The organism is Xanthomonas euvesicatoria pv. euvesicatoria, from assembly GCF_020880415.1.
In the GTDB taxonomy this organism is placed as follows: Bacteria; Pseudomonadota; Gammaproteobacteria; order Xanthomonadales; family Xanthomonadaceae; genus Xanthomonas; species Xanthomonas euvesicatoria.
The window spans coordinates 1-23,487 of record NZ_JAJIUJ010000010.1; the positions used below are offsets into that span (position 1 = coordinate 1).

Below are 23,487 nucleotides of genomic sequence, written 5' to 3' on the forward strand. Positions count from 1 at the left end.
ACACTGCCCCGTCTGGAACCGCTGCCTTCGGCCGCGCATGTTGGTAGCAGGTTGTGCAGCTTCACCCACCTGCAGCAGCATTGGACCGTCTACGAGCATCTGGACGATGCGCAAGGCCAGCTCACGTTATGGAGCGACAGCGGCATGCTGCGGCTGGACAAGCGCACCGAGCCGGCGTATCCGGCCGCGGGCACGCCGTATTTCGGGCTGCCGTTGGCGCAGGTGGCCATGGCCGAAGCCGACCTGCTGGCCGACCGCCTGCTGCGCGATGGCGACCCGGACGAGGCACAGGTGCGCGAGGTGGCACCGCCGCCCGCCTCCTTGCTCGATCCCAAGGACAATGGCGGGCGCTGGCCGTGGACCACCTTCGTCGGTACACGCGAAAGCCTGGACACCATGCCCATCCTGCCCAACGGCCGCAGCCGCACCTCGCGGCCGGAACACGCGTTTGCCGAACTGGGCGAAGAGGCGCTGATCAAACGCCGCGAAGAAGGCATGCTTGGCGGCTGGATGCCGGCCGTGCGCAAGGTGATGCGCCGCGAGGGCGAGCCCGACAGCTGGTACGACGTGCTGGTGTTTGCCGACGTGCGGGCACGCGATCGCTTCGTGGTGCAAACCTGGCACCGTACGATGAAGGTGAAAGCCGGCGCCATCGTCGCGGTGCACTACACGCATAGCTACCCGGAATTTGCGCCCTCGCGCAGCGCCGCCACCGCCGAACAGTTCTACGCGGCACTGATCGATTTTGCTGCGTATTGGCAGCAGGCACTGGACGGCACCGTGCAGGCGCAATTTCCCGATGCCAGCTGGAACGACATGGCGCAGTTCGCGTTTGCGCGCGAGCTGGTGGTGCGCCCCGGCGGCGATTACCCCAAGTATGGCGCGGTGGAACGCGACTACTACGGCAACGAATACGACGGCTTCCAGGACACGTTGACCAGCTCGCTGTATGCCAATCTTGAGTGGGGACGTTTTGCACAAGCCGCGGCGGTACTCGATAACTACTTCGATGAGTTCGTGCAGGACGATGGCCTGCCGAACATGCGCGGGCCGGAAGTCGGGCAGTTCGGGCTCACCTTGTCGTTGCTGGCGCGGTATCTGCGTTACACCGGCGATGCGCCACGGCTGCGCCGTCTGCTGCCCAAGATCGCCGCCACCGCGCAGGTGTTGTGCGCCTTGCACGACCAGGCGCTGGCATTGCCGCGCACGGCGCATGGGCATGGGCTGCTGCACGGCTGGAACGAATCCGATGCCTGCCTGTTTCCCGATCCATCGCGATGGTGGAAACCGTATTTTGCCAACAGCGCGCTGACCATTCGCGGCTGGGAAGACATCGCACAGGTGTGGAGCACACTTGATGGCGATGCCGGCCAGGCCGTGCAATGGCAACGCCGCGCCAAGCAGCTGCGTACGCGGCTGGAAGCCAGCCTGCGTGCCAACGTGCGTCGCGACCTCTCCCCGCCGTACGTGGGCCCGTTGCCCGGTACTACATTGACCTTCCGCCAATCGTTGCTGCAGGAAAAGCCCAGCGAACAGCAATGGCCGCACCGTGCATATGCCGAACTGCTGCAGGCCGATGTGTTGCCGGACGATCTGGCCCACCTGGTGATCGATTGCCTGCGTGGCCACGGCGGCACCAGCATTGGCGTGGTGGCCAACATCGCACCGCCGGAGCCGGGCAGCCGCGATCTGCTCGGTTTCATTTCCTACGGCTACGCGCAACAGCTGCTGCGGCTGGATCGCATCGAAGAATATCTGTTGTTCGTCTACGCGCATCGTTATCAGGTGCACACGCGCGGCAGTTGGACGGCCGGGGAAGTCAGCGGCATCACCGGAGGCATGCCGTTGTTCTGCATACCGGCGCAGATGACCATCCCCTTGCTGCTGCGCTGGATGCTGGTCAGCGACGATGGCGCCGGCGAGCAGTTGTTTCTCGCGCGTGCGCTGCCGCGCGCGTGGCTGGGCAGCGGTGCGCCGGTGGGCATCACCGCAGCGCCAACGCGCTGGGGCACGGTCACCTTGACGCTGCGCACCGACACTGCGGCGCGTTGCATCCGTGCCGATGTGCAGCTGCCGGAGCGTGCGCCAGTACGCACCTGGCTCACCCTGCGCACACCCGCAGGCACACGCCTGCAGCGCGTGCTGGTCGATGGCAGACCGGCGCAAGTGCAGGGCCCGCATGCAGATCGGGTGGCCTTGCCTGGCGCTGCTGCACTGGTGAAGGTGCAGGCGTGGTACGCCTGACAACGGCGATGCGATGATCAGGCGTTGCCGTTGTTGCCGTTGTTGCAGTGTTGCTGGACAGAGCGCACCGCAGTGCCGCTTCGCTGTTCGCATGCAGGTGCTGTGGTCGATCACAGAGACCAGGGCACATCGCATGATCGTGCCGAGATGTCGCTGTTTGGGCAATGCAGGCATGCCCGAAAGCAGGCGCAAGCACGCGATTTTCCGCATGCGTCCCGCCTAAATTCGTCAAGACGGCGCAGTGGCGTTGTCGCAAGATTTTTTTCACGTAACGCGTGTGCCAAGCATGCGCTCTCAGGGGAGAGCGGTGTCGTTGCAGTTGCCGTCCTTGCATGCGGAGAGACCTGCCGTTGAGACGGCAGGCCGGTGCAGTCTCTGTCGTGATCGTTCCCTCCATCTGTGCGCCGCGGCGGTGCGGCTTGGCCGTGCGCGGTCATGCAGGAAGGTGGGCCGTACCCTGTGTCAGTACAAGGATTTCCGATGTCGTCCAGCCGCCCTGCTGTTGTTCCCAAACGACGCGTCTTGCAGACCACCCGGCTCGTCAACGCGCTGCTGTTTGCACTGGCGGTCGCCGCCGTGCCGGCCGCCGCGCAACAGCGTGGCGATGGTGCAGACGAAGCCACCCAGACGCTGGATCAGATCAACGTCACCGGCACCCATCTGCGCCGCGTCGACGCCGAAACCGCCAGCCCGGTCGTGGTGATCGACCGGCAGCGTATCGAAGACAGCGGGCAGAACACGCTGGGGCAGCTGCTGCAGCGCTTGCCGATGATGGCCGGCTTCCAGACCGGGCCTGCGCTCAACTCCAACTTCAGTCACGGCCGCGCGCTGGTGTCGCTCCGCAATCTCGGGCCCGAGCGCACGTTGGTGCTGGTCAACGGCCATCGCATGGCAGGGCCTGCCAGCAGCGTGGCGTCGGCGCCCGGCGTGGACGTCAACGCAATCCCCGCCGCGATGGTGGAGCGCGTGGAAGTGCTCACCGATGGAGCGTCGTCGGTATACGGCTCCGATGCGATCGGCGGCGTGGTCAATGTCATCCTCAAGGACAAGTACGACGGATTCGCCGCCACCGCGGACTACGCGCAGAGTACGCATGGCGATGCCAATCGACGCACGCTCGGGCTGGAATGGGGCAAGACCTGGGACCGCGGTGGGCTGATCGTGGGGCTCAGCCAAAACTCGATGAACCCGGTGTTCAATCGCGACCGCAGTTATGCGGCCAAGGCGGTGGAATATCTCGATGGGCAGGTCAGCGAGGTTCGCGGCGCCAACACCCGTGCCTTCCTGACCGACGGGCGCGTGCTGACGCCGGTGGACGGCGTCGCGCCGGGTCCGGTCGGCGAAGAGGCTTTTCGCCCCTACAATCGCGCCACCGACAGCTACAACGTCTACGACGCGCAGTACCTGATCACCCCGATCAAGCGCACCAATGCCTCGCTGCACGGCAGTTTCGACTTCACCCCCAGCGTGCAGGGCTACATGGACGTGTTCTGGACGCGCAGCAAGACGGTCTCGCGCTTGGATGCCTACGGGCTGGAAATGCCGGACGCGGTAGACAACTACTACAACCCGTTCGGCGATCAACTGGACGCCTACTATCTGCGCTCGCCGCAGGCCAACACGCGCGTCTACACCTCCACCATGTTCCAGACCAATGTCGTGGCCGGCGTGCGCGGGCGCGTGGACGGCAGCAGTTGGCAGTGGGATGCGGCGGCCGGCCATGCGCGCTACAAGGACACCTTGGTGCGCACCGGTTTTTCGATCACCTCGGCGTTGAATAACGCGGTAGGCGCTTCGTTCCTGGACAGCGACGGGGTCGTGAAATGCGGCGCGCCGGGCGCCGTGATCGTCGGCTGCACGCCGATCAATGTTTTCAACCCCAGCGACCCGGCCACCATCGCCGCATTGCGTGGCACGCAGCGGCCGGTGGATCTGATCGACGAAAGCCAGATGCGCTTTGTCGATATCAGCGCCAATGGCGATCTGTTCAAGCTGCCGGCCGGAAGGGTGCAGGCGGCCGTCGGCCTGGTGTATCGCACCAACAAGTTCGCGCAGGGGACGACCAGCGACGTGGCCGCTGCCGATGCCGATGGCAATTGCGACTACAACGATGGCTGCATCCTCAAGCAGGGGCGCGAGGAGTCGGTCAGGGAAGCCTATGCGGAATTGCTGGTGCCGCTGCTGAAGGACGTGCCGTTCGCCAACGTGTTGAACCTGAACCTGGGCTCGCGCTATTCCAACTACGACGCCTGGGGCAACACCACCAACAGCAAGGTTGCGATCGAATGGCGGCCGATTGCGAATCTCTTGGTGCGTGCCACCGGCTCGCAGGTGTTCAGGGCGCCGGCGCTGGGCGATTTGTATGGCTCGCCCTACAACAGCGTGATCGACAACACCGGCGATTTCCAGGACCCGTGCACAGGCTTTACCGGCGCACCCAATCCGGCCTGCGCGAACGTGCCCAACGATGGCAGCTTCACCAACGCCGCGCAGTTCAACGTGGTGACCTCCGGCGCCAATAACGTGGGCTTCAAGCTCAAGCCCGAGCGTGGCCGCTCCTACAATGTCGGGTTGGTCTATGACCCGGATCAGGTGCGCCGGCTGTCGCTCAACGTCGACAGCTGGCGGGTCGTGCTGGACGACATGCTGACCGGTGTCGGATATCAGCAGGTCGTCAGCGATTGCTTCGACGGCAGCGAAGCGGCCTTCTGTCCGCTGATTCAGCGCAATGCCACCGGACAGCTGACGCGGGTGTCGGTGCCGTTCGCGTACAACAGCGGCAAGGTCGATATTCGCGGCTACGACGCCGGCATTCATTACACGCTGGCCGACACCGCCTGGGGCACGTTTGCGACGGGGCTGGATGCAACGTTCTTCTCCAGCTATCGCTTTGCGGGCGATCCGCATAATTACGTCGGCGAAAATTCCAGCTGGGGCAACATGCCGCGCTGGCGTGCCGTGGCCAATCTGGCCTGGGACAATGGCCCGTGGCATGCGAGCTGGAACGCCCGTTACCTGGGCCGCACGGTCAACGGTAGCCAGTACGAAAATTTCTGCGTCGACACCAATGCCGATGGCAGTTGCGCGTATTTCCCGATTGGCTCGGTGGTGTATCACGACGCCTCGCTGAGCCGGAAGGTCGCATCGCTGCATAGCACGCTGGCGGTGGGCGTCGACAATCTGGGCGACCGCAAGCCGCCACGGTTCTACAGCTACTCCAATGCGGCCAATACCGAAGCGAGCACCTACGACACGCTCGGGCGCTATGTCTGGAGCCGGCTGCGAGTGGAGTTCTAGCACGTCTAGAAAGGCAGCCGGCAGGGGTTAGGCAGAGTAGGCGGTGCATCTGCAACGCAGTGGACGCGCGGGACATGCCGCATCGAGCGACGCTGCGTGGACCTGGCGGAGAGCTTTAGTTGACCTGCACGGCCTGCGTCAGCTGGTGGGCTGGCGGTCGGCGGTTCGCGTCATTTGCAACAGTCGGTGCGTGTGGTGGCGAAGCACGCACAGCGAGGTTCGCTTTGCATCGCTGCACTTCGTGTTGACGCGGGTGTCGCCAGCGCAAACAACTATGGTGAGACGGCTGCATCACATCGGTTTGCGATGCAGCGGGGAAGTACCGCAGCTATCTATTGTCCGATGCGCGCCAGCCGCCGCATCGATCGCGCTGTCTTGCACGTTAATGGGATGGATGTCATGAGGGAGTTACGCTGGAACTCGTTTCTGGCGCGGCACCGGCGCTGGTTGCGCGTGACGCGGCGCACCGGCGTGGCTGGGCTGTTGTGGGCATGCATCATGCTGGGCTGGTCACTTGCAGTCGCACAGGAAGCGCCGATCGCCCAGCCCAACGCAATGATCGGCGAGCCGCTCTTCCGCGGCCTGGACCACCCGATGCCTCCCACCGCGGTGCCGTTTGCGCTCGGCGGACAACTGGCACGCATCTACGCGGCCGATGTCGCGCACGGGGCAGGGCAGGCGCCCGGCAACGATTTCTGGATCGACCGCCTGCTGGCCCGCGAGGGAACTGGCGGTGGTTTCGACGATCACAACGACTGGTTGTTTACCCGTGGCCGCGCCGCGTACCTGAGCTATCACGCGCCAGATGCGCCGGGATTCGTCGGGCAGGTGGCGTATTGGCACTCCACCGATTACGACGCGCTGTTCCACATCCATGCCACGCTGGGCAAGCGTCATGTGCAATGGAAGGAGCGTGCGCAGCAGCGGCGGCAGACGCCGAGTTATTTCACGACGGTGTTCGAAGACGCCGGCGCCGGCGTGCGCATGCAGCTGGTCAAATACATCACCGAGCAGAACGTGGCGGTGGCCAGCGTGGTGCTGTCCAGCCTGGACGGTGCGGCGCATACGGTATCGCTGCAAGCAGTCTCGCCGATCGCCCCGCACGCAGACGGCAATGAGCTGACCGGTGCATTTGACGCGTACAACCACATCACGACGGTCTTCCCCCGTCTGTCCGGCGATGGCTTCCATGCCGAGGGGCAGCGTCTGGTGCGCGATATCGACATCCCCGCGAGCGGCGAAACCGCGCCAGTCAAGGTGCAGCTCGGCATGCTCACCCGCGAGTTGCCCGAAGCCCGCGCCGAGTACACACGCATTGCCGCGCAAACCCCGCAGCAGGCCTACCAGCAGCACGTGGCCAGCTATAACCGCTGGTGGGTGGACAACCTGCCATACCTGGACACGCCCAACGAGAACATCAGCAAGAGCCTGTTCTATCGCTGGTGGGTACTGCGCTTCAACTTCCTCGATGCCAATGTGCCCGGCAACGATTACCAGTTCCCGGTCGCCATCGAGGGCGTGCTTGGCTACGACAACGCCATCGTACTGACCGCCGGCATGTTCCTGGACGATCTGAAATACCTGCGCAATCCGCTGTATGCCTATGGCACCTGGCTCAGTGCGGGCGAAACCGCGGGCGGTGGCAAGTACACCGACAACCCTGGCTCGCCGGAGAACTGGTCCAATTCTTACGCGCAATACATCACGGCCGCAGCATGGCGGTCGATGCAGATTCACGGCGGGCCGGCGACGCTGGCGGGCAAGCTGGCACGCTATGGCAGCGGTGACGTGGACGGCGTGCTGGCGGCCTACGATCTCAACCACAATGAGCTGATCGAATACGACTGGGCGGCAATGACCGGCAACGATGCCGATGCGGTGTCGTTCGATTGGGCCGACCAGCACGGCCAGATCCGCATGGACCGCACCGAGAGCGCCTACGTGTATGCCAATGCGCAGGCAGCGGCGCAGGCTGCGACGCTCGCGGGCGATACGGCGACCGCACAGCGCATGCAGGCCACCGCGCGCCGCATTCGCAAGGCGGTGCTGGAGGTGTTGTGGCAGGATCGCAGCGATGCCCCCGACTCGGTCGGCCTGTACGGCGATCTGCTCAAGCATCGCCAGGCCGACGGGCCGCGGCTGGCGGTCGATTGGAAGGAAACCAACAACTACTATCCCTTCAGCGTGGGCCTGATGCCCAAGCAGGGCGATGCCGACTACGACCCCAAGTACGTGCGCGCGTTGCGGCTGTTTGCCGACGCGGCGCAATACCCGCTGTTTCCGTTCTACACCGCCAACCAGGTGGACATGCAGGCGCGCGGCAGCGGCGCCGATGTGGGCAGCAATAATTTTTCCACCATCAATGCCACCGTGGCGTTTCGCCTGTTCGGCTCGGCCTTGCGCGATTACCCCAGCCCGTATCTGAACGCGCAGAGCTATCGCAAATTGCTCTACTGGAACGCCTGGGCGCCCTTTATCAACGGCGACAACCGCTATCCGGACCAGAACGAATTCTGGGCCAAGGGTACTGCCGGCCGCGGCGGCAAGATCGGTTATCGCTCCTGGATCCACCATACCCAGCTGGGCGCGACCAACTTCAGCATGATCGAGGATGCGATGGGTTTTCGCCCGCGCAGCGACGACAAGATCGAGCTGTATCCGATCGATATCGGCTGGGACCATTTCGCCGCCGACAATCTGCGCTATCGCGACCGCAACCTGAGCATCGTCTGGGATCGCGATGGCAGCCACTACGGTGGCCGTGTGCCGAAGGGCTACAGCGTCTATCTCGATGGCCGCCTGGCGTTCTGCGTGGATCGGCTGGCACACGTGATCTACGACCCGGCCAGCGGGCAGGTCAGTGCCGCGCCGGATGCGGTCAATCGCAATGGCGCAGCGCAAGTGCTCCAAGCCCATCCCGCGGCACTGGCGTCGATGACGCAGGTACCGTTCGCTGCGGGCACGCGGGTGGCGCAGATCCTGGCCAAGGCCGGTGTGGATGTGACGCTGCCGCCAGCGCATAGCCGCAACCTGGCGCAGGGGGCGCGTGTCAGCGCCAGTTTTGCCGCCGCCGGGTTGCCGGCAACGGCGGCGGTGGATGGCAGTACCGCCAGTACGCCGTTCTGGGGCACCGCGGGCTCGCCGTCGGCCAGCGACTGGATCGCGCTGGACCTGGGCGGCACGCGCACGCTGGATCAGGTAGTGCTGTACTTCTATCGCAGTTCCTCGCCGGGCGGGGATCAGAATGGCTTTCCGTCCGGGACGCGGCCTGGCTACGCGGCACCGTGGATCTACGCCGTGCAATACCGCGATGGCAGCGGTGTGTGGAAGAACGTTCCCGGGCAGGTACGCGATGCCACGATGGCGGAGGGCAATCGCAACCGGGTGCGCTTCCCGGCAATCCATGCGGCAGCGCTGCGCGTGGTGGTGACGCATGCCGGTACGGCGCGCACCGGCATCAAGGAAATCCAGCTGTTCGACAGCGGTTTGCCGGCACCGGCGTCCGTGGGCAACACGCCGCCGCAGGTACAGGCATGGCAGCTGGATACGCCGGGCGCCGATGGCGCGGTGGTGGTGCAAGGGCGCGTTGGCGATGACGGCTTGCCCAATGGCACGCTGCAGGTGCGCTGGCGCGTGCAGCAGGCGCCGGAAGGCGGCGATGCCGTGTTTGCCGATGCCGCTGCGCTGCAGACATCCGTGCGTTTCACCCGTGCCGGGCACTACATCTTGCGTCTGGCTGCGAACGACGGGGCGCTGATGGGGCATGCCGATGTGCAGGTCAGCGCGCCGGCCTCGCGCCCGCTGCAGAGCATTCCATTGCAGGCCATGGCCAGTGTCAGTGCGCAACTCACCGGCATGCAGTACCGCGTGCAGGCCTTGAACGACGGGTTCATCCCGCAGGCAGGCAGCTTCCCCAGTGGCAGCCTGCGCTGGGGCAGCTATGGGCTCGACCAGCCGGCAACGGTGTGGCTGCAGTATCAGTGGCCGCGCCCGGTGCGGCTGTCCTCCAGTGCGCTCTACCTGTGGAACGACCAGCCCAACGGCGGAGTCGCCGCGCCTGCCGGCTGGAAGTTGCAGATGCTGCAGGACGGACGTTGGCAGGACATCGTCAGCAAGAGCGGCTACCCGATTGCGGCAGCGACGACCGGCGCGGCGAGCATCGCCAGCTTTGCGCCGGTGGTCACCACCGCGCTGCGCGTGGTGTTGACGACCCAGACCACCGCCAACGGACACGCCGCCATTGGGGTGGACGAATGGCAGGCGCTGTCCGAGCTGCCCAAACAGGTGGAGGCGATCCATCTGCGCACGGCCCCCGGGCAACTGCCGACGCTGCCGCAGGAGATCACCGCCTTCTTTGCCGATGGCAGTGTGCTGCCGGTGGCCGTGCAATGGTCCGAGCTTGCCGCCAGCCGCCTGGGCCGCGAAGGTGTAGTGGAACTGCAAGGCCTGGTCGAAGGTGCGATTCCCGTCAAGGCCACCATCTGGGTGCGCGCAACGCCACCGGGGCAGATCAATACCGTGCAGCCGTTGCCGACGGTAACCGCGGTGGTCGGGCATGCACCGACGTTACCGGGCTTCGTCACGGTGCAATACAACGACGGCTCGCGTGAACGCTTGCCGGTGCAATGGCCCACGTTGCAGCCCGCGCGTTACGCACAGCCCGGCGAACTCCAGCTCACCGGCATGGCGCAAGGGCGTGCACCCACCGGTAACGTGTCGGTGCCGCTGGGGGTGCAGATCAAGGCGGCCACGCCATGACGCGTACGTTCTCACGGTCGCTGGTGCTGACGTGCGGGTTGTTGCTGGCCAGCGCTCCGGCCTGTGCCATGCAGCCGCCGCAGGGAACGCGGCTGCATGCGCCGGGCAATCCCATCCTCGCCGATGGCAGCGAATATTCCGCCGACCCTGCGCCGCTGGTGGCCGATGGCAAGCTGTACATCATTGCCGGCCGCGACACCGCGGCTCCCAATCTCAATGCGTTCGTCATGCCTGGCTGGCAACTGTTCGTCAGCAGCGATCCGGCCAGCGGCGACTGGATCCACTACCGCGATCTGCTGCGACCCAAGCAGGTCTTTGCCTGGACAGACAAGCGCTATGCCTACGCGTCGCAGATCGTGCAGGGCCCGGATGGGCGCTATTACCTGTATGCACCAGTGCAGCAGCGCGATTCGCCCAATGCCGATCCATTCGCCATCGGCGTAGCGGTGGCCGACAGTCCGCTTGGCCCGTGGACCGATGCGCATCCGCAAGGTCCGGTGGTCTCGCAGTCGGTGCCGGGCCGCAACGATATCCAGAACATCGACCCGACCGTGTTGGTCGACGATGACGGACGGGTGTATCTGTATTGGGGTACCTTCGGCGCGTTGTACGGCGTGGAGCTGCAGCGCGACATGGTCACTTTCAAGGGCACGCCGGTCCTGGTAGACACGCTGGACGGGTATTTCGAAGCGCCCTGGCTATTCAAGCACAAGGGCACCTACTACCTGGCATATGCGGCCAACAACGCCGGACGTCTTTCGCCATGCACGCCCACGCTGTATCACGCCTGCATCGCCTACGCGAGCGCGCCCACTCCGCTAGGGCCATGGACGTACCGCGGCATCGTGTTGCCGCCGGTGTCCTCGACCACCTCGCATCCGGGCATCGTCGAATTTCAGCGGCAGTGGTATCTGGTGTATCACACCGCCGACGCAACGGGCGGCGGGCATTTTCGCCGCAGCGTGGCGATCGACCGGCTGGAATGGGACGAAAGCACGCAGCCGGCCAGCATCCGCACCGTGGTGCCGACACGGCGTCCAACGCCTCCCGCGCCGCCCATGCGCAATCAGGCGTCATCGGCCTACGCCACCGCGTCCAACGGTCCGGACATTCCGGTGCAGTACTGGATTGCCGCGCTCAACGACGGCGTGGTCAAGGCCAATCCATTGCCACCGGAGATGTGGGCCAGCTGGACGGACAACAATCCACCGCAGCAATGGCTGCAGTACAGCTGGGCGCAACCGATCACCGTGGACCGCACGCGCATCGTGTTCTGGGCCGACCACCCGGCCGGTGCCGACGTCGGCGTGGCACCGCCAGCGCGTTGGCATCTGGAATACCGGAACGCTGGGCGATGGCAGCCCGTGCAGCCCCGCGATGGGTATGGCACGCGTCCCGATCACGAAGAAGCGGTGTCGTTCGCGCCGGTGACAACGCGCTGCGTGCGTGTGGTCATGGACGCCTCTGGCAACGCGGCCAGCTATGCCGCGCTGGCAGTGCAGGAATGGGAAGTGCTGGCGCCACAGCCACAACGCCTGCCCTCTGCCACGGCCGCTGACAGCCAGCGTTGCGATGCGCCGTGAAGCAGCCGACAAAGTGCCGCATGCGGCAGTCGAACGTTGGCTGACGGTGCGCAGGCAGTGGAGTGCACCGGTGGGGATGACACATCGGCTTTTGCGTACTGGCCGCGCGTGCCTTGCGAACGTGTCCCAAGTGTTTCAGTCGCGCTGACGTGAATGACCACGCATGGCCAGGAGATGTGGCGCACGGGTGCAGCCGTCGCGTCTGCTGTACCCGACGGTCTGCGCACCTTCCTTGGTGTGTGTCTGCCGCAGCGATTGCAGTCAGCGGCCCAGCCATCGTCCATGAACGCCACGCTGTCTTCTCGAATTGAGGTCACAGGTGCCACACATCCCTGCCATGCGCTTACGCAACGTCGCAATCTGGTGCGTGTCTCTCGCACTGGCGCACATCGTGCCGGTGACTGCGGCGCCACTCTTCGCTCCCACGCCGGCGCAGTACACGCAGGCAATGGGCTTGTCCGATCACTACGCCTCGCTGGTGGACCGGCAGCCTACGGCGCCGGTGTGGGTGGATGCCGGGCATTTTCTCTATCGGCGTGGAGTGGCGCGCAGCGCGCAGCTGCCGGCGATCGAATACCGCCTGGTGGAGGCGGCCAGTGGCCGCAACACACTGGCCTTCGATCACGCGCGGCTGGCCGCAGCATTGACGCAGGCCGGTGCCAAGGCGGTCGACGCAGCGCGACTGCAGCTTGACGAGCCCATCCTGGAACAGCAGCGCCTGAGCTTCCAGTTGGCGAAACTGGGCTGGCAATGCGATTTGCTGCGCTATCGCTGCGCGCACCTGCCCGAACGCGACCTGCCGGCCGAATCGATGGACATGCGCCTGCCGCTCAAGCAGGGCGAACGCCAGGCCAGGACATCGCCGGATGGCCGCTGGCGTGCCTGGGTGGAGCAGGGCAATCTGGTCATCGCGCCGGTTGGCAGTCACGAGCGCAGCGTGCTCAGCCACGACGGCAGCACGGATGACTACTACGCACTCGACAGCGTGGTGTGGTCGCCGGATTCGCAGCATCTGGCGGCATATCGGGGTCAAGGCACCGCCGCCGCGCATGGTCTATTACATCGAGTCGGCGCCCACCGATCAGGTGCAGCCGAAGTTGCATCAGCAGGTCTACCCCAAGCCAGGCGATGCGTTGCCGGTGATGCAGCCGGTCTTGTTCGATCTCGCCACGCACGCAGCGCATCCGGTGGCGATGACCTTGCTGCCCAATGCCTTCACCTTGAGCGAAATGGTCTGGTGGAAGGACAGTCGCGGTTTCACCTTCGAATACAACGCACGCGGTCACCAGCTGTACCGGGTGATCGAGGTGGATGCACGCACAGCCGCCGCGCGCACGCTGATCGAAGAGACATCGCCCACCTTCATCGAATACTCCGAGCTCAGTGGCGAGCATGAGAACGGCGGCAAGCACGCACGCCAGGATCTGGACGATGGCGCGCAGATCGTGTGGGCATCCGAGCGCGATGGCTGGGAGCATCTGTATCTGTACGACGGCCACAACGGCGAGGTGATTCGCCAGGTCACCCGTGGCGACTGGGTGGTGCGCAAGCTCGATCGCATCGACCAAGCAGCGGGGCAGGTGTATTTCACCGCCTCGGGTATGCAGCCCGGCGAGGACCCGTACTATCGCCATGCCTATCGCATCGGGCTGGATGGCCGCGGGCTTACCGCATTGACGCCGCTGGCTGCCGATCATGAGGTGCGCTATTCGCCGGATGGAACCTGGCTATTGGATCTTTACTCGCGCGTGGATCTGGGCCCGGTGCTGGAGTTGCGGCGCAGCGCAGATGGCAGCCTGGCACGCACGGTGGAGCGCACCGACCTGACCCGCCTGCTGGCGGCAGGGTGGCAGGCGCCGCTGCCGTTTCACACCACCGGGCGCGACGGCAGGACCGAGATCTGGGGCGTCATCCATCGCCCGCAGCAGCTCGATCCGCAGCAGCGCTACCGGGTCGTCGAAGACATCTATGCCGGACCGCAAGGCTCGTTCGTTCCCAAGAGCTTTAGCACCGCCACACCATCGCTCACCGGGATGGGGTTTGCGGTAGCGTCCATCGATGGCATGGGCACCAACAACCGCTCGCGCGCCTTCCACGATGTGGCCTGGCGCAACCTCAAGGACGCCGGGTTGCCGGATCGTATCGCCTGGCACAAGGCAGCCGCGGCGCACTACCCGTGGTACGACATCGGCGGCGGTGTCGGTGTGTACGGCACCTCGGCAGGCGGGCAGAACGCGTTGGGGGCGCTGCTGTTTCATCCGGAGTTCTATGTGGCGGGTGTGGCCAATTCCGGCTGCCACGACAACCGCATGGACAAGATCTGGTGGAACGAACAGTGGATGGGCTGGCCGGTCGGCCCGTGGTACGCCGCATCGTCGAATGTGGAGAACGCCGCGCGCCTGCAGGGGCATCTGTTGCTGGTCACCGGCGACATGGACATGAATGTCGACCCGGCCAGTACCTTCCAGGTGGCCGACCGCCTGATCAAGGCTGGCAAGGATTTCGATCTGCTGGTCGTGCCGGGCGGCGATCACGGTGCCGGTGGCGACTACGGCAGGCGCCGCCTGCTGGATTTCTTCCTGCGCTGGATGCAGCAGGCACCAACGCCTGAGTGGAATCGCAACGTCGCAGCGCCGGCCGCATCGGTGCGGTCATGCGCGCGCTGCCGGTCGCGTGCAGCGAGTTGACGTGCGCGGCACATCGGGCCCAATGCCCCCGTCCGCGCATCGATCGTGGTCAGCTTCATCTGCACTCCAATCGCCGCAAGCGGTGCCAATGCGTGCGAGCTCGAGCGCGCTGACGCCGTCACGCATGATCGTTCAGTTGCGAACCATGCTGTTTTCCGCATGCGCGTTCGCCAAATGCGACAAGACGTGGCGTCTGCGCACAGGCACATTGTGACCAGCTGATGAAAACTGGAGCGCATAAGCGCATCCAGCGAGGAATGCACCACCTTTCCGGTAACACGCGTTGCTGCGCGACTGTGCGGTCGCCTGTGGCGCACGTTGTCTGCGCCTCTGCAACACGACCGTGCCAGCGGTTTGTTGCAGCGTGCGTCTGCCATCTACGTCGCTCTGCGCCGCTGTACGCCGGCACGGGCAGGTATTGCCCACGGTTTGTCTTTCGTCACACTCAGGAGCCTTGCATGCCGATGTTGCCGTTGCCTCTGACCCGCACGACCAGCGCCACCACGCGGCCGTTGCCGAGCATGCTCACCACCGCGCTGTTGCTGGCGCTGTCGGCAGGTGCGGTTGCGCCGGTGGCTGCGCAGCAAGCTGCCGGTGGCGATGCGACGCAGACGCTGGACAGCGTGGTGGTCACCGGCTCGCGTTTGCGCCGGGTGGATACCGAGACCGCCAACCCGGTGGTTACCGTCAGCCAGGAGCAGATCGCTGCCACCGGCAAGGCGACCGTGGGCGATCTGTTGCAGGAACTGCCGTCCATCGCCGGCAATGCGACCAATCCCTATATCAACAACGGCGGCGGCACCGGCGCCTCGGCGATCTCGCTGCGCGGCTTGGGCGACAAGCGCACGCTGGTGCTGGTCAATGGCATCCGCCTGGCTTACAACGACGTCAACGCCATTCCTTCCAGCATGATCGAACGCATCGAGGTGCTCAGCGACGGTGCGTCTGCGGTGTACGGCTCCGATGCGATCGGTGGCGTGGTCAACTTCATCCTGCGCTCGCGCTTGGACGGCGTGCAGTTCAGCAGCGACTTCGGCACCAGCAGCGAAGGCGACGGCAACCGCCGCAACTTCACCTTGACCGCCGGCAAGACCTGGGAGCGCGGCAGCCTGATCGGCGGCCTGTCGTATCACAACATCGATGCCGTCTCGGCAGCGGCGCGCGATTACTCCAAGGATGCGCTCGCGCTGACCAATGGCCAACCGGTGAAGCAGGGCTCCTCGGCCACGCCCACCGGCACGGTGAACTTCAACGATGGCTCGGATCAATCGCAACTGCTCGCACAATCCAATGGTTGCGGGCGCGTCACCCTCAACAGCGGTGTCAGCGGGCGGGCGAGTCCTGGCGATTTCCACTGTTATAACGCTGCTTCAGATTCCTACAACTATCAGCCGTTCAACCTGTTGCAGACCCCGCAAAAACGCACCAATGCCTTCCTGCTGGGCACGTATCGCTTCAGCGACAGCGTCGAGGGCTACGTCAATACCTGGTTCAGTAAAACCGAATCGGCCTCGATCATTGCGCCGATTCCGATCTTTTCCAACGGCGACAACATCCTGGTGTCGGCGCAGAGCTATTACAACCCGTTCGGCGTCAATTTCGGCACCGATCGCACCACCGGCACCTCCTACAACGACCTCAATACGCGCGCCACCGTGTTGGGCAACCGCCGCTACCAATACAATACCTACAACTTCCAGATCAGCCCGGGTCTGCGCGGCCGTTTCGGCGACAGCTCCTGGCAGTGGGATGCCACGTTCAATTACGGCAAGGTCAAGCAGAAGTCGATCAACAACGGCTTTCTCGACTATGCCGCGTTCAATCAGGCCATCGGTCCCTCGTTTCTGGATAGCGATGGCGTGGTCAAGTGCGGCAGCGCGGGTGCAGCGATTGCAGGCTGTACGCCGTTGAATTTCTTCAACCTCAACGACAGCGCCAACCTGGCCACGTTGCAGGGCATGGTGGTCAACCCCATTGTCACCAGCGTGTACACGGTCAAGCAATTCGAAGCCAATGCCAACGGCACATTGTTCGAGTTGCCGGCGGGCGAGGCCAGTCTGGCGGCTGGCATTTCGTACCGCAAGGAACGCTCCACCACCGCCTCGGACCCGCTATGGACCGGCGATGAAAATGGCCTGTGCGGCGTGATCGAATTCTGTTCGTCCAGCTTGAGCGGCAGTTTCGATGTCAAGGAGGCCTATGCCGAAGCGCTGTTCCCGCTGCTCAAGGATCTGCCCGGCATCAATGCGCTGAACATCACCGTGGGCACGCGCTTTTCCGACTACAGCTCGGTGGGCAGCAAGACCAATAGCAAGCTGTCGCTGGAATACCGCCCCGTCGAAACCCTGTTGTTGCGCGGCACCGTCTCGCAAGTGTTTCGCGCACCCAACATCAACGAGCTGTATGCCGGCGTGGCCGGCGACGCGGCCACCGTCAACGACCCGTGCAACGGCTACACCGGCGGCAACACGGTGGCCTGCGCCAATGTGCCCACCGATGGCAGCTACCAGCAGTCGGACGGGCAGGTGTCGGGCAAGGTCTCCGGCGCGGCAGTCGCGGGCTACCAGCTCAAGCCGGAAACCGGTAAGTCCTACGACGTCGGATTTGTGTACGACCCGCAGTGGATCGACGGCCTGTCGTTGAGTGCGGACTGGTGGCGCATCGATCTGGAAGACACCATCACCACGGTGTCGGCGCAGACGGTGCTGAATCAATGCTTCGCCAACTCGGCCAGCGCGTTCTGCGCGTTGATCCATCGCAACGGCAACGGCACCATCAATTACATCGCCGAGCCCACCGTCAATCTGGGCAAGCTGTGGGCCAAGGGCATGGACTTCAACCTGACCTACCGCTTGCCTGCCATGGCATGGGGCAATGTCACCGCCGGCCTCAACGGCACCTATCTCACCCGTTACGACGTGTTGCCCGACACCACCGACCCCAGCTCGGTCACCATCCACAACGTGGGCCGCTACACCCAGGCCTACGGCAACTTCCCACGCTGGCGTGCGCTGGGCACGGTCAGCTGGGCACTGGACGACTGGAGTGCCACCTGGCGCATCCGTTATGTGGGTCATACCGCCATCGGCAACTCGGATCCGGACCAGAGCCTGTCGGCCGATTCCAGCGAACCGACCGTGGTGCGCAATATCGGCGCCTACGTCTACAACAACCTGCAGCTTGGCTATAACGTCGAGCCGTGGCACACACGCTTCGAAGTCGGTGTGGACAACATCGCCAACAAGCAGCCGCCGCTGTACTACGCCAACAACGTGGGCAATGCGAACACCGATGTGGCCACTTACGATTTGCTCGGCCGCTTTTACTGGGCACGCGCGACGGTGAAGTTCTGAGTGCGCTGGTGTTGCGGCGCTGCGTGGCCGATTGCGGCCGGTTGCGCAGACGCCACGTCACGCCAGCATTGCCAGCGCAGCGGCGATCATGATGTTGCGAACCTGTGCGCATGCCTGCGCGCCATCAGGAGCTGAGCTAATCCCATGACAGAAGCGCACCCGAGCGAATCGACCTGCAACCACACGCCGTCGTTGTCGCGGCGGCGCTTTCTAGCCTGGAGCAGCCTGGCGGTAGCTGCCGGCTTCCTGAGGTTCCCGGCCCAGGCCAGCGCTGCACAACCGGGCAGCGTGCGCGCGGTGCCGCTCGCCCAGGTCAGGCTCACGCCATCGCTGTTCCTGGATGCGCTGCACACCAACCGGCGCTATCTGATGCGGCTGCAGCCGGACCGCTTGCTGCACAACTTCGTGCTGTATGCCGGCCTCGACCCGAAGGCGCCAGCCTATGGCGGCTGGGAGGCGGACACCATCGCCGGGCATACGCTCGGCCACTATCTCAGTGCGCTGGCGCTCATGCACGCGCAAACCGGCGATGCGCAGTGCCGCACACGCGCCGGGTATCTGGTCGGCGAACTGGCGCGCTGCCAGGCGCATGCCGGCGATGGCTACGTGGCCGGCTTTACGCGCAAGAACGCAGCCGGGCAGATCGAAAGCGGGCGCGCGGTCTTCGACGAGCTCAAACGCGGCAAGATCGACCCGGCGCCGTTCTATCTCAACGGCAGCTGGGCACCGCTGTACACGTGGCACAAATTGTTCGCCGGCCTGCTCGACGTGCATGCGCATTGCGATAACGCGCAAGCGCTGCAGGTGGCGGTGAGCTTGGCTGGATACCTGCAAGGCATCTTCTCCGCGCTAGACGAGGCGCAATTGCAAAAAGTGCTGTCGTGCGAATTCGGCGGCCTCAACGAATCGTTCGTCGAACTGCATGTGCGAACCAATGATGCGCAATGGTTGGCGCTGGCGCAGCGCCTGCATCACCACGCCGTGCTCGACCCGTTGGTCGCCCAGCGCGACGAGCTGGCCCACCAGCATTCCAATACCAATATCCCCAAACTGATCGGCCTGGCGCGCGAGTACGAAGTCACCGGCGATGCCGCATCCGGTGCCGCAGCGCGCTTCTTCTGGCACACCGTCACCGACCACCACACCTATGTGATCGGTGGCAATGGCGATCGCGAATATTTCCAGCAGCCGGACAGCATTTCAAAGTTCCTCACCGAGCAGACCTGCGAGCATTGCGCCAGCTACAACATGCTCAAGCTCACCCGTCACCTGTATCAGTGGGGCCCGCAGGCTGAGTTGTTCGACTACTACGAGCGCACCTTGCTCAATCACGTGATGGCGCAGCAGCACCCACGCACCGGCATGTTTACGTATATGACGCCGTTGCTGGCCGGCGAAGCGCGTGGCTGGTCGTCGCCGTTCGATGATTTCTGGTGCTGCGTTGGTAGCGGCATGGAAGCGCACGCGCAATTTGGCGATTCCATCTACTGGCAGGACGGGCAGGGCGTCTACGTCAATTTGTATGTGCCCTCCATGGTGCACGATGCTGCCGGCCTGGACATGACTTTGCACAGCGCCTTGCCAGAGCAGGGCAGCGCCTCGCTGCGCATCGATGCCGCGCCGGCCGAGCAACGCACCCTCGCACTGCGCGTGCCAGGTTGGGCGCAACAGCCGCGCCTGCAACTCAATGGTCAGCCTGTCGATACCGCCGCCAGCGATGGCTATCTGCGCATCACGCGCGTCTGGCAGCGCGGCGACACCCTGAGCCTGGCGTTCGACATGCCGCTGCGCCTGGAAGCGACCTCGGACGATCCCGCCTGGGTCTCGGTGCTGCGCGGGCCGCTGGTGCTTGCCGTGGATCTGGGCGATGCCGCCAAGCCCTGGTCGGGCAAGACCCCGGCATTGATCGGGGGGCAGGACATCCTGCAACGCCTGCAGCCGGTGCCGGGCAAGACAGCCTTCGTCTACAACGATGGCGTGCAGCAGTGGCAGTTGTCCCCGTTCTACGCCCAGTTCGACCGCCGCAGCGCGGTCTACCTGGAACACCGCGACGCCGCCGCATGGCAGCAACGCCAGACCGAACTGGCGGCAGTAGCGGCGGCGCAACACGCACTCGACACCCGCGCGCTCGATCGCATCGCGCTAGGCGATGAGGCCTCCGAAAAGGCACATGCACTGCAGGGGGGAAATTCCAACCCGCTCAGCTACCGCCGCCGGCCCGGCCGCGACGTGCGGACTGGCGGCTTCATGGCCTTCACCCTGCGCAATACCGCCCAGGCCCGCATCCTGCGCCTGCGCTACTGGGGTGACGAAACCCGCCGTCGCTTCCGCCTCCTCGCCGACGGCGAACTCATCGCCAACGAACGCCTTGACGGCAACCGCGGCCTGGAGTTCGTCGATGTGGACTACGCATTGCCAGCAACGATCGCCGGTCGCGACACCCTGCAGATTCGCATCGAACCGGAGACCGGTTATTCGGCAGGGCCTGCATTTGGGTGTTGGGTGCTGGCGTCGGCGTGAGCGCTGCAGCTAGCGCATCTTGAAAGTATGACGAGGTGCTCGCGCGACCTCTGCAGAGCGCATGGCACCACAGAGCGAAGAAATCGCGCCCGCAGCTACATGTAAGAACTCAGACATGCAACATAAAGCCCCTCTCCCCGCGGGAGAGGGGTTGGGGTGAGGGTACGGCAGCCAAGCCCCTATGCAGTTCAGCACTGCAGAAACTGCACGACTGACTCGCGATCTATCCTACGCCACCTTGCCACCAGTTCGCCGCGGCGCGTGATAATCCGCAACTTGCAACGAAATAGCGCTTTATTGCATCTCGTGTGGACTCCAGGTTCAGATATCTAAAAGTCGTCGCGCTGCAGGTGAGTCCATGAGTAGGTTTTCACCTAATTGCTTCGCGATACTTTCTAGATCGCTCGACCAGCCTTGCTCGATTGGAAGAGAGATATCAGTCAATAAGGTCTTTTTCCCTTTTTCACTGAGGCGATAGATGAGCAGCTTCCGGGATTCTTCGTCGACGTAAACAAGGTGGCTGTGTTCGTTCATATCAATTACTCCAAGTATCCAGAGGCGGAATCGGATCACCCCTCAAGCAAGTGGAATATCGCTGAGTAGCGGAGGCGTGACATGCCTCCCCCCTTCTGGCTCCACGCCGCCGCGTGATTGCATTGCACACGTCAGTGTCAACGCGCAGCAGGTTCTCACATTCCTCTCTATCATCTTCGTCGGGACACACAGCGCTACTTGCTAGGCCGCCGATCAGGCCACCAGCCGACGCGCCGCCTAAGCCTCCAAGTGTCGAGCCTGCGATAAAGCCGCCTGCGGTTCCAGCCACAGGCGGCACGGCAGTGCCTCCAGCACCGCCGAGAATGCCCCCACCCCAGTAGCCGACGCTGCCCCCTACAACAGTGCATATTGCGACCACTGAAGCGACGCATCCTTGGTTTGGCACAAGACCAAATGGATCAATCGATGTCAGTGGCGTCGCTGCTACATAGCTGAATGTACTTATTCCACCACCCAGCCCAATCGGATCGCTCTGCCCATACCGCCCAGTAGCCGCTTCGTAGTCCCGGAAGTAGTTCTGATTCAACCCACTCGCCGCATCAAACCGCTGCCCCGGAAACCGCATATCCAACACCAGCGCCGCACCATCCCCATCCGGATCCTGATTCGGCGCGGTGTTGCCGAAGGCTTCGCCCTTCAGGCTCCACGTCCACACTGCGACATCGCGGGTGGGGTCGATCACCACGCGCGGGCTGCCCAAGTGATCGGGTTCGATGTAGTGCAGTTTGCTTGCGTTGGCCAGCAGACCGACTGGTAGGTCATCTAGCCAGATCGCCTGTTGTTTGGGCGCGCCGTTGCTGTCGTAGTCGCCCAGCCAGTGGCCGGCTTCATCGTAGAGCGTGTAGGTGTTGGTGGTGCCGAGGAAGCGGCGCACCTGCTCGCCACGGCCGTTGTAGCGGTAGTTCATGGTCACCGCGCCGGCGCGGCGGGCCTGGGTCATGCGGCCGGTGGTGTCGTAGGTGTATTGGCGTGCGGTGCCACCGATGGCGGTGGTGTTGCCGGTGGCATCGTATGTACGTGCCACGCCGGCCACTGCGCTCAGGCGATGGCTGTCGGCCGGGTAGGTGTAGGCCTGCGTGGCCGTGCCGACCTTGGCGCTGAGGCGGTTGCCGGTGGCATCAACGCTGTAGCCGTCGATCAGGGTGCCGGTGCGGCCGTCCTTGAGGCCGGTCAGGCGGCCCAGCGCGTCGTAGCCCAGGCCGATCTCCGGCGCGGGATTGCCTGCGGGCGTCAGCGCGGTGAGGTTGCCGGCCGGGTCGAAGCCAAACCCGACGTCCAGCCCACCCGGGCGGGTGTCCTGGATGGCCTGCGGGCGGTAGTCCAGATCGTAGCGGCGGGCGAGGATGCGGCCATTGCCGTAGGTCCAACCGGCAGCGGGGCCGAACGGGTAGTAGGTCGCATTGCCCAGCATTAGCTGACGGCTGCCGCCGGCAGGGATCACGTCGACCTTTGTGATCTGGCCCTGGGCGTTGTGCACGTAATCGACGAGGGCCCTGTCCGGAAAGAACTTATTCATACCCCTTAAAGCTTATGATTTCCGAGTTCTTTTTGCTTAGCGTGTATTCTCCGCCGCCACCTATAATTCCTAAGCGCTTATCCACTAAAAAAACGACTATTATTTTTGAGGGTGTTTTGGCAATTCCCATCGAATAAGAGTCGAGGTTTCGCAGCGGCGAGTAATCGCCGCTGGGTGGGTACATTTCTATTATTCGATTTTGAAAATCTTTGCTCGCTACTTCAATCGCTTTAATGGTTTTTGCATCATTGGGTTCGGCGCCAGAAACGCCGGCTAAGAATAAAGATAAAAATAGCATGAAGAATTTGAATTTCATAATTGCCATCCGAATGCATTGCTGAGAAATTCCAGGAGCTTATTGTTGTTGCCGTCACATCCACAGCCAGAGCTCGAAATCGCGTCAGGGAGATCACTGTAAGGCGAGCCTGAAGTGGAAAATCTCAATAACTTGCCCGAGGGTGTTCCTAAGTAGGCGGCATCTCCATAGGGTACTCTTGTGTCAGCCTTTGAGAACGCTTCCCCCACATAGCCGGGAGTTACATCTCCGTGCGTGTGGTACGCGCCAGTTGCTCCATCTGGCCGCGGGCCAGGATTCACTGAAGAGGTCAGCCCGCGACGTGGCGCTGTGTAACTGTAGTACCCGTTCGATTTTTGATATACCCAGCCGCCGTATTCCAAGTCTTCCTTTATCGACGTCGGCAGGATGTCTTTAAGCGCCTGAGCTGCTGCCAAATTTTCTGTCCTGTAACAATCACCCGGAAGCAGGCCAAGTTTGTCCGACCAACGGAATGGGCTTGATCGGCCATATACGTAGGTGCCGATCCCTCCGCGAAATCCAATCGGATCACTCTGCCCATACCGCCCGGTAGCCGCTTCATAGTCCCGGAAGTAGTTCTGATTCAACCCACTCGCCGCATCAAACCGCTGCCCCGGAAAGCGCATATCCAACACCAGCGCCGCACCATCCCCATCAG

General features: G+C 63.9%; 10 protein-coding genes and 1 pseudogene. 7 read left to right on the forward strand and 4 right to left on the reverse strand.

The genetic code is table 11. The features are described from left to right. The 7 genes and pseudogenes from LN450_RS00785 to LN450_RS00815 all read left to right on the forward strand — a co-directional run. A partial coding sequence (locus LN450_RS00785) for a glucosidase family protein (protein ID WP_228892594.1) occupies positions 1-2,244 on the forward strand: 2,244 nt, incomplete at its 5' end. Between the two features lie 480 nt (positions 2,245-2,724). After that, entirely contained in the window at positions 2,725-5,541 is a 2,817-nt protein-coding gene (locus LN450_RS00790; RefSeq protein WP_011347854.1) for a TonB-dependent receptor domain-containing protein, read from the forward strand. A gap of 399 nt (positions 5,542-5,940) precedes the next feature. After that, entirely contained in the window at positions 5,941-10,299 is a 4,359-nt protein-coding gene (locus LN450_RS00795) for an Ig-like domain-containing protein (RefSeq protein ID WP_011347853.1), read from the forward strand. Continuing rightward, positions 10,296-11,882, forward strand: a complete 1,587-nt coding sequence (locus tag LN450_RS00800) for a family 43 glycosylhydrolase (RefSeq protein ID WP_011347852.1) — start codon at positions 10,296-10,298, stop codon at positions 11,880-11,882. The genes LN450_RS00795 and LN450_RS00800 overlap by 4 nt, the downstream gene beginning before the upstream one ends. 337 nt (positions 11,883-12,219) lie before the next feature. Next, positions 12,220-14,569 (forward strand): annotated as a pseudogene (locus LN450_RS00805) (S9 family peptidase). 458 nt (positions 14,570-15,027) lie between these two features. Beyond that, positions 15,028-17,922, forward strand: a complete 2,895-nt coding sequence (locus LN450_RS00810) for a TonB-dependent receptor domain-containing protein (RefSeq protein WP_011347849.1) — start codon at positions 15,028-15,030, stop codon at positions 17,920-17,922. Positions 17,923-18,066: 144 nt separating this feature from the next. Further along, positions 18,067-20,442, forward strand: a complete 2,376-nt coding sequence (locus LN450_RS00815) for a glycoside hydrolase family 127 protein (RefSeq protein ID WP_011347848.1) — start codon at positions 18,067-18,069, stop codon at positions 20,440-20,442. A 321-nt stretch (positions 20,443-20,763) separates the two neighbouring features. Here the strand turns inward: LN450_RS00815 and LN450_RS00820 are convergent, their stop codons facing one another. The 4 genes from LN450_RS00820 to LN450_RS00835 all read right to left on the reverse strand — a co-directional run. After that, positions 20,764-20,976, reverse strand: coding sequence for a hypothetical protein (locus LN450_RS00820; RefSeq protein ID WP_039417375.1), 213 nt, complete (start codon positions 20,974-20,976; stop codon positions 20,764-20,766). 1 nt (position 20,977) lies between these two features. Continuing rightward, positions 20,978-22,408 (reverse strand): RHS repeat-associated core domain-containing protein, encoded by a 1,431-nt coding sequence (locus tag LN450_RS00825; RefSeq protein WP_375341235.1) that lies wholly within the window; start codon positions 22,406-22,408, stop codon positions 20,978-20,980. 97 nt (positions 22,409-22,505) lie between these two features. After that, complete coding sequence (locus tag LN450_RS00830; RefSeq protein WP_011347846.1) at positions 22,506-22,829, reverse strand: hypothetical protein; 324 nt, start codon at positions 22,827-22,829, stop codon at positions 22,506-22,508. Next, a partial coding sequence (locus tag LN450_RS00835; RefSeq protein ID WP_127170340.1) for a DUF4329 domain-containing protein occupies positions 22,826-23,487 on the reverse strand: 662 nt, incomplete at its 5' end. The genes LN450_RS00835 and LN450_RS00830, both read right to left, overlap by 4 nt.

Excerpts from the sequence above, each read along its gene's own strand:
- LN450_RS00795 (WP_011347853.1), top strand. The coding sequence starts at position 5,941 with ATGAGGGAGTTACGCTGGAACTCGTTTCTGGCGCGGCACCGGCGCTGG.
- LN450_RS00820 (WP_039417375.1), bottom strand. The coding sequence starts at position 20,976 with ATGAACGAACACAGCCACCTTGTTTACGTCGACGAAGAATCCCGGAAG.
- LN450_RS00830 (WP_011347846.1), bottom strand. The coding sequence starts at position 22,829 with ATGAAATTCAAATTCTTCATGCTATTTTTATCTTTATTCTTAGCCGGC.
- LN450_RS00790 (WP_011347854.1), top strand. The coding sequence starts at position 2,725 with ATGTCGTCCAGCCGCCCTGCTGTTGTTCCCAAACGACGCGTCTTGCAG.
- LN450_RS00800 (WP_011347852.1), top strand. The coding sequence starts at position 10,296 with ATGACGCGTACGTTCTCACGGTCGCTGGTGCTGACGTGCGGGTTGTTG.
- LN450_RS00825 (WP_375341235.1), bottom strand. The coding sequence starts at position 22,408 with ATGCTGGGCAATGCGACCTACTACCCGTTCGGCCCCGCTGCCGGTTGG.
- LN450_RS00815 (WP_011347848.1), top strand. The coding sequence starts at position 18,067 with ATGACAGAAGCGCACCCGAGCGAATCGACCTGCAACCACACGCCGTCG.
- LN450_RS00810 (WP_011347849.1), top strand. The coding sequence starts at position 15,028 with ATGCCGATGTTGCCGTTGCCTCTGACCCGCACGACCAGCGCCACCACG.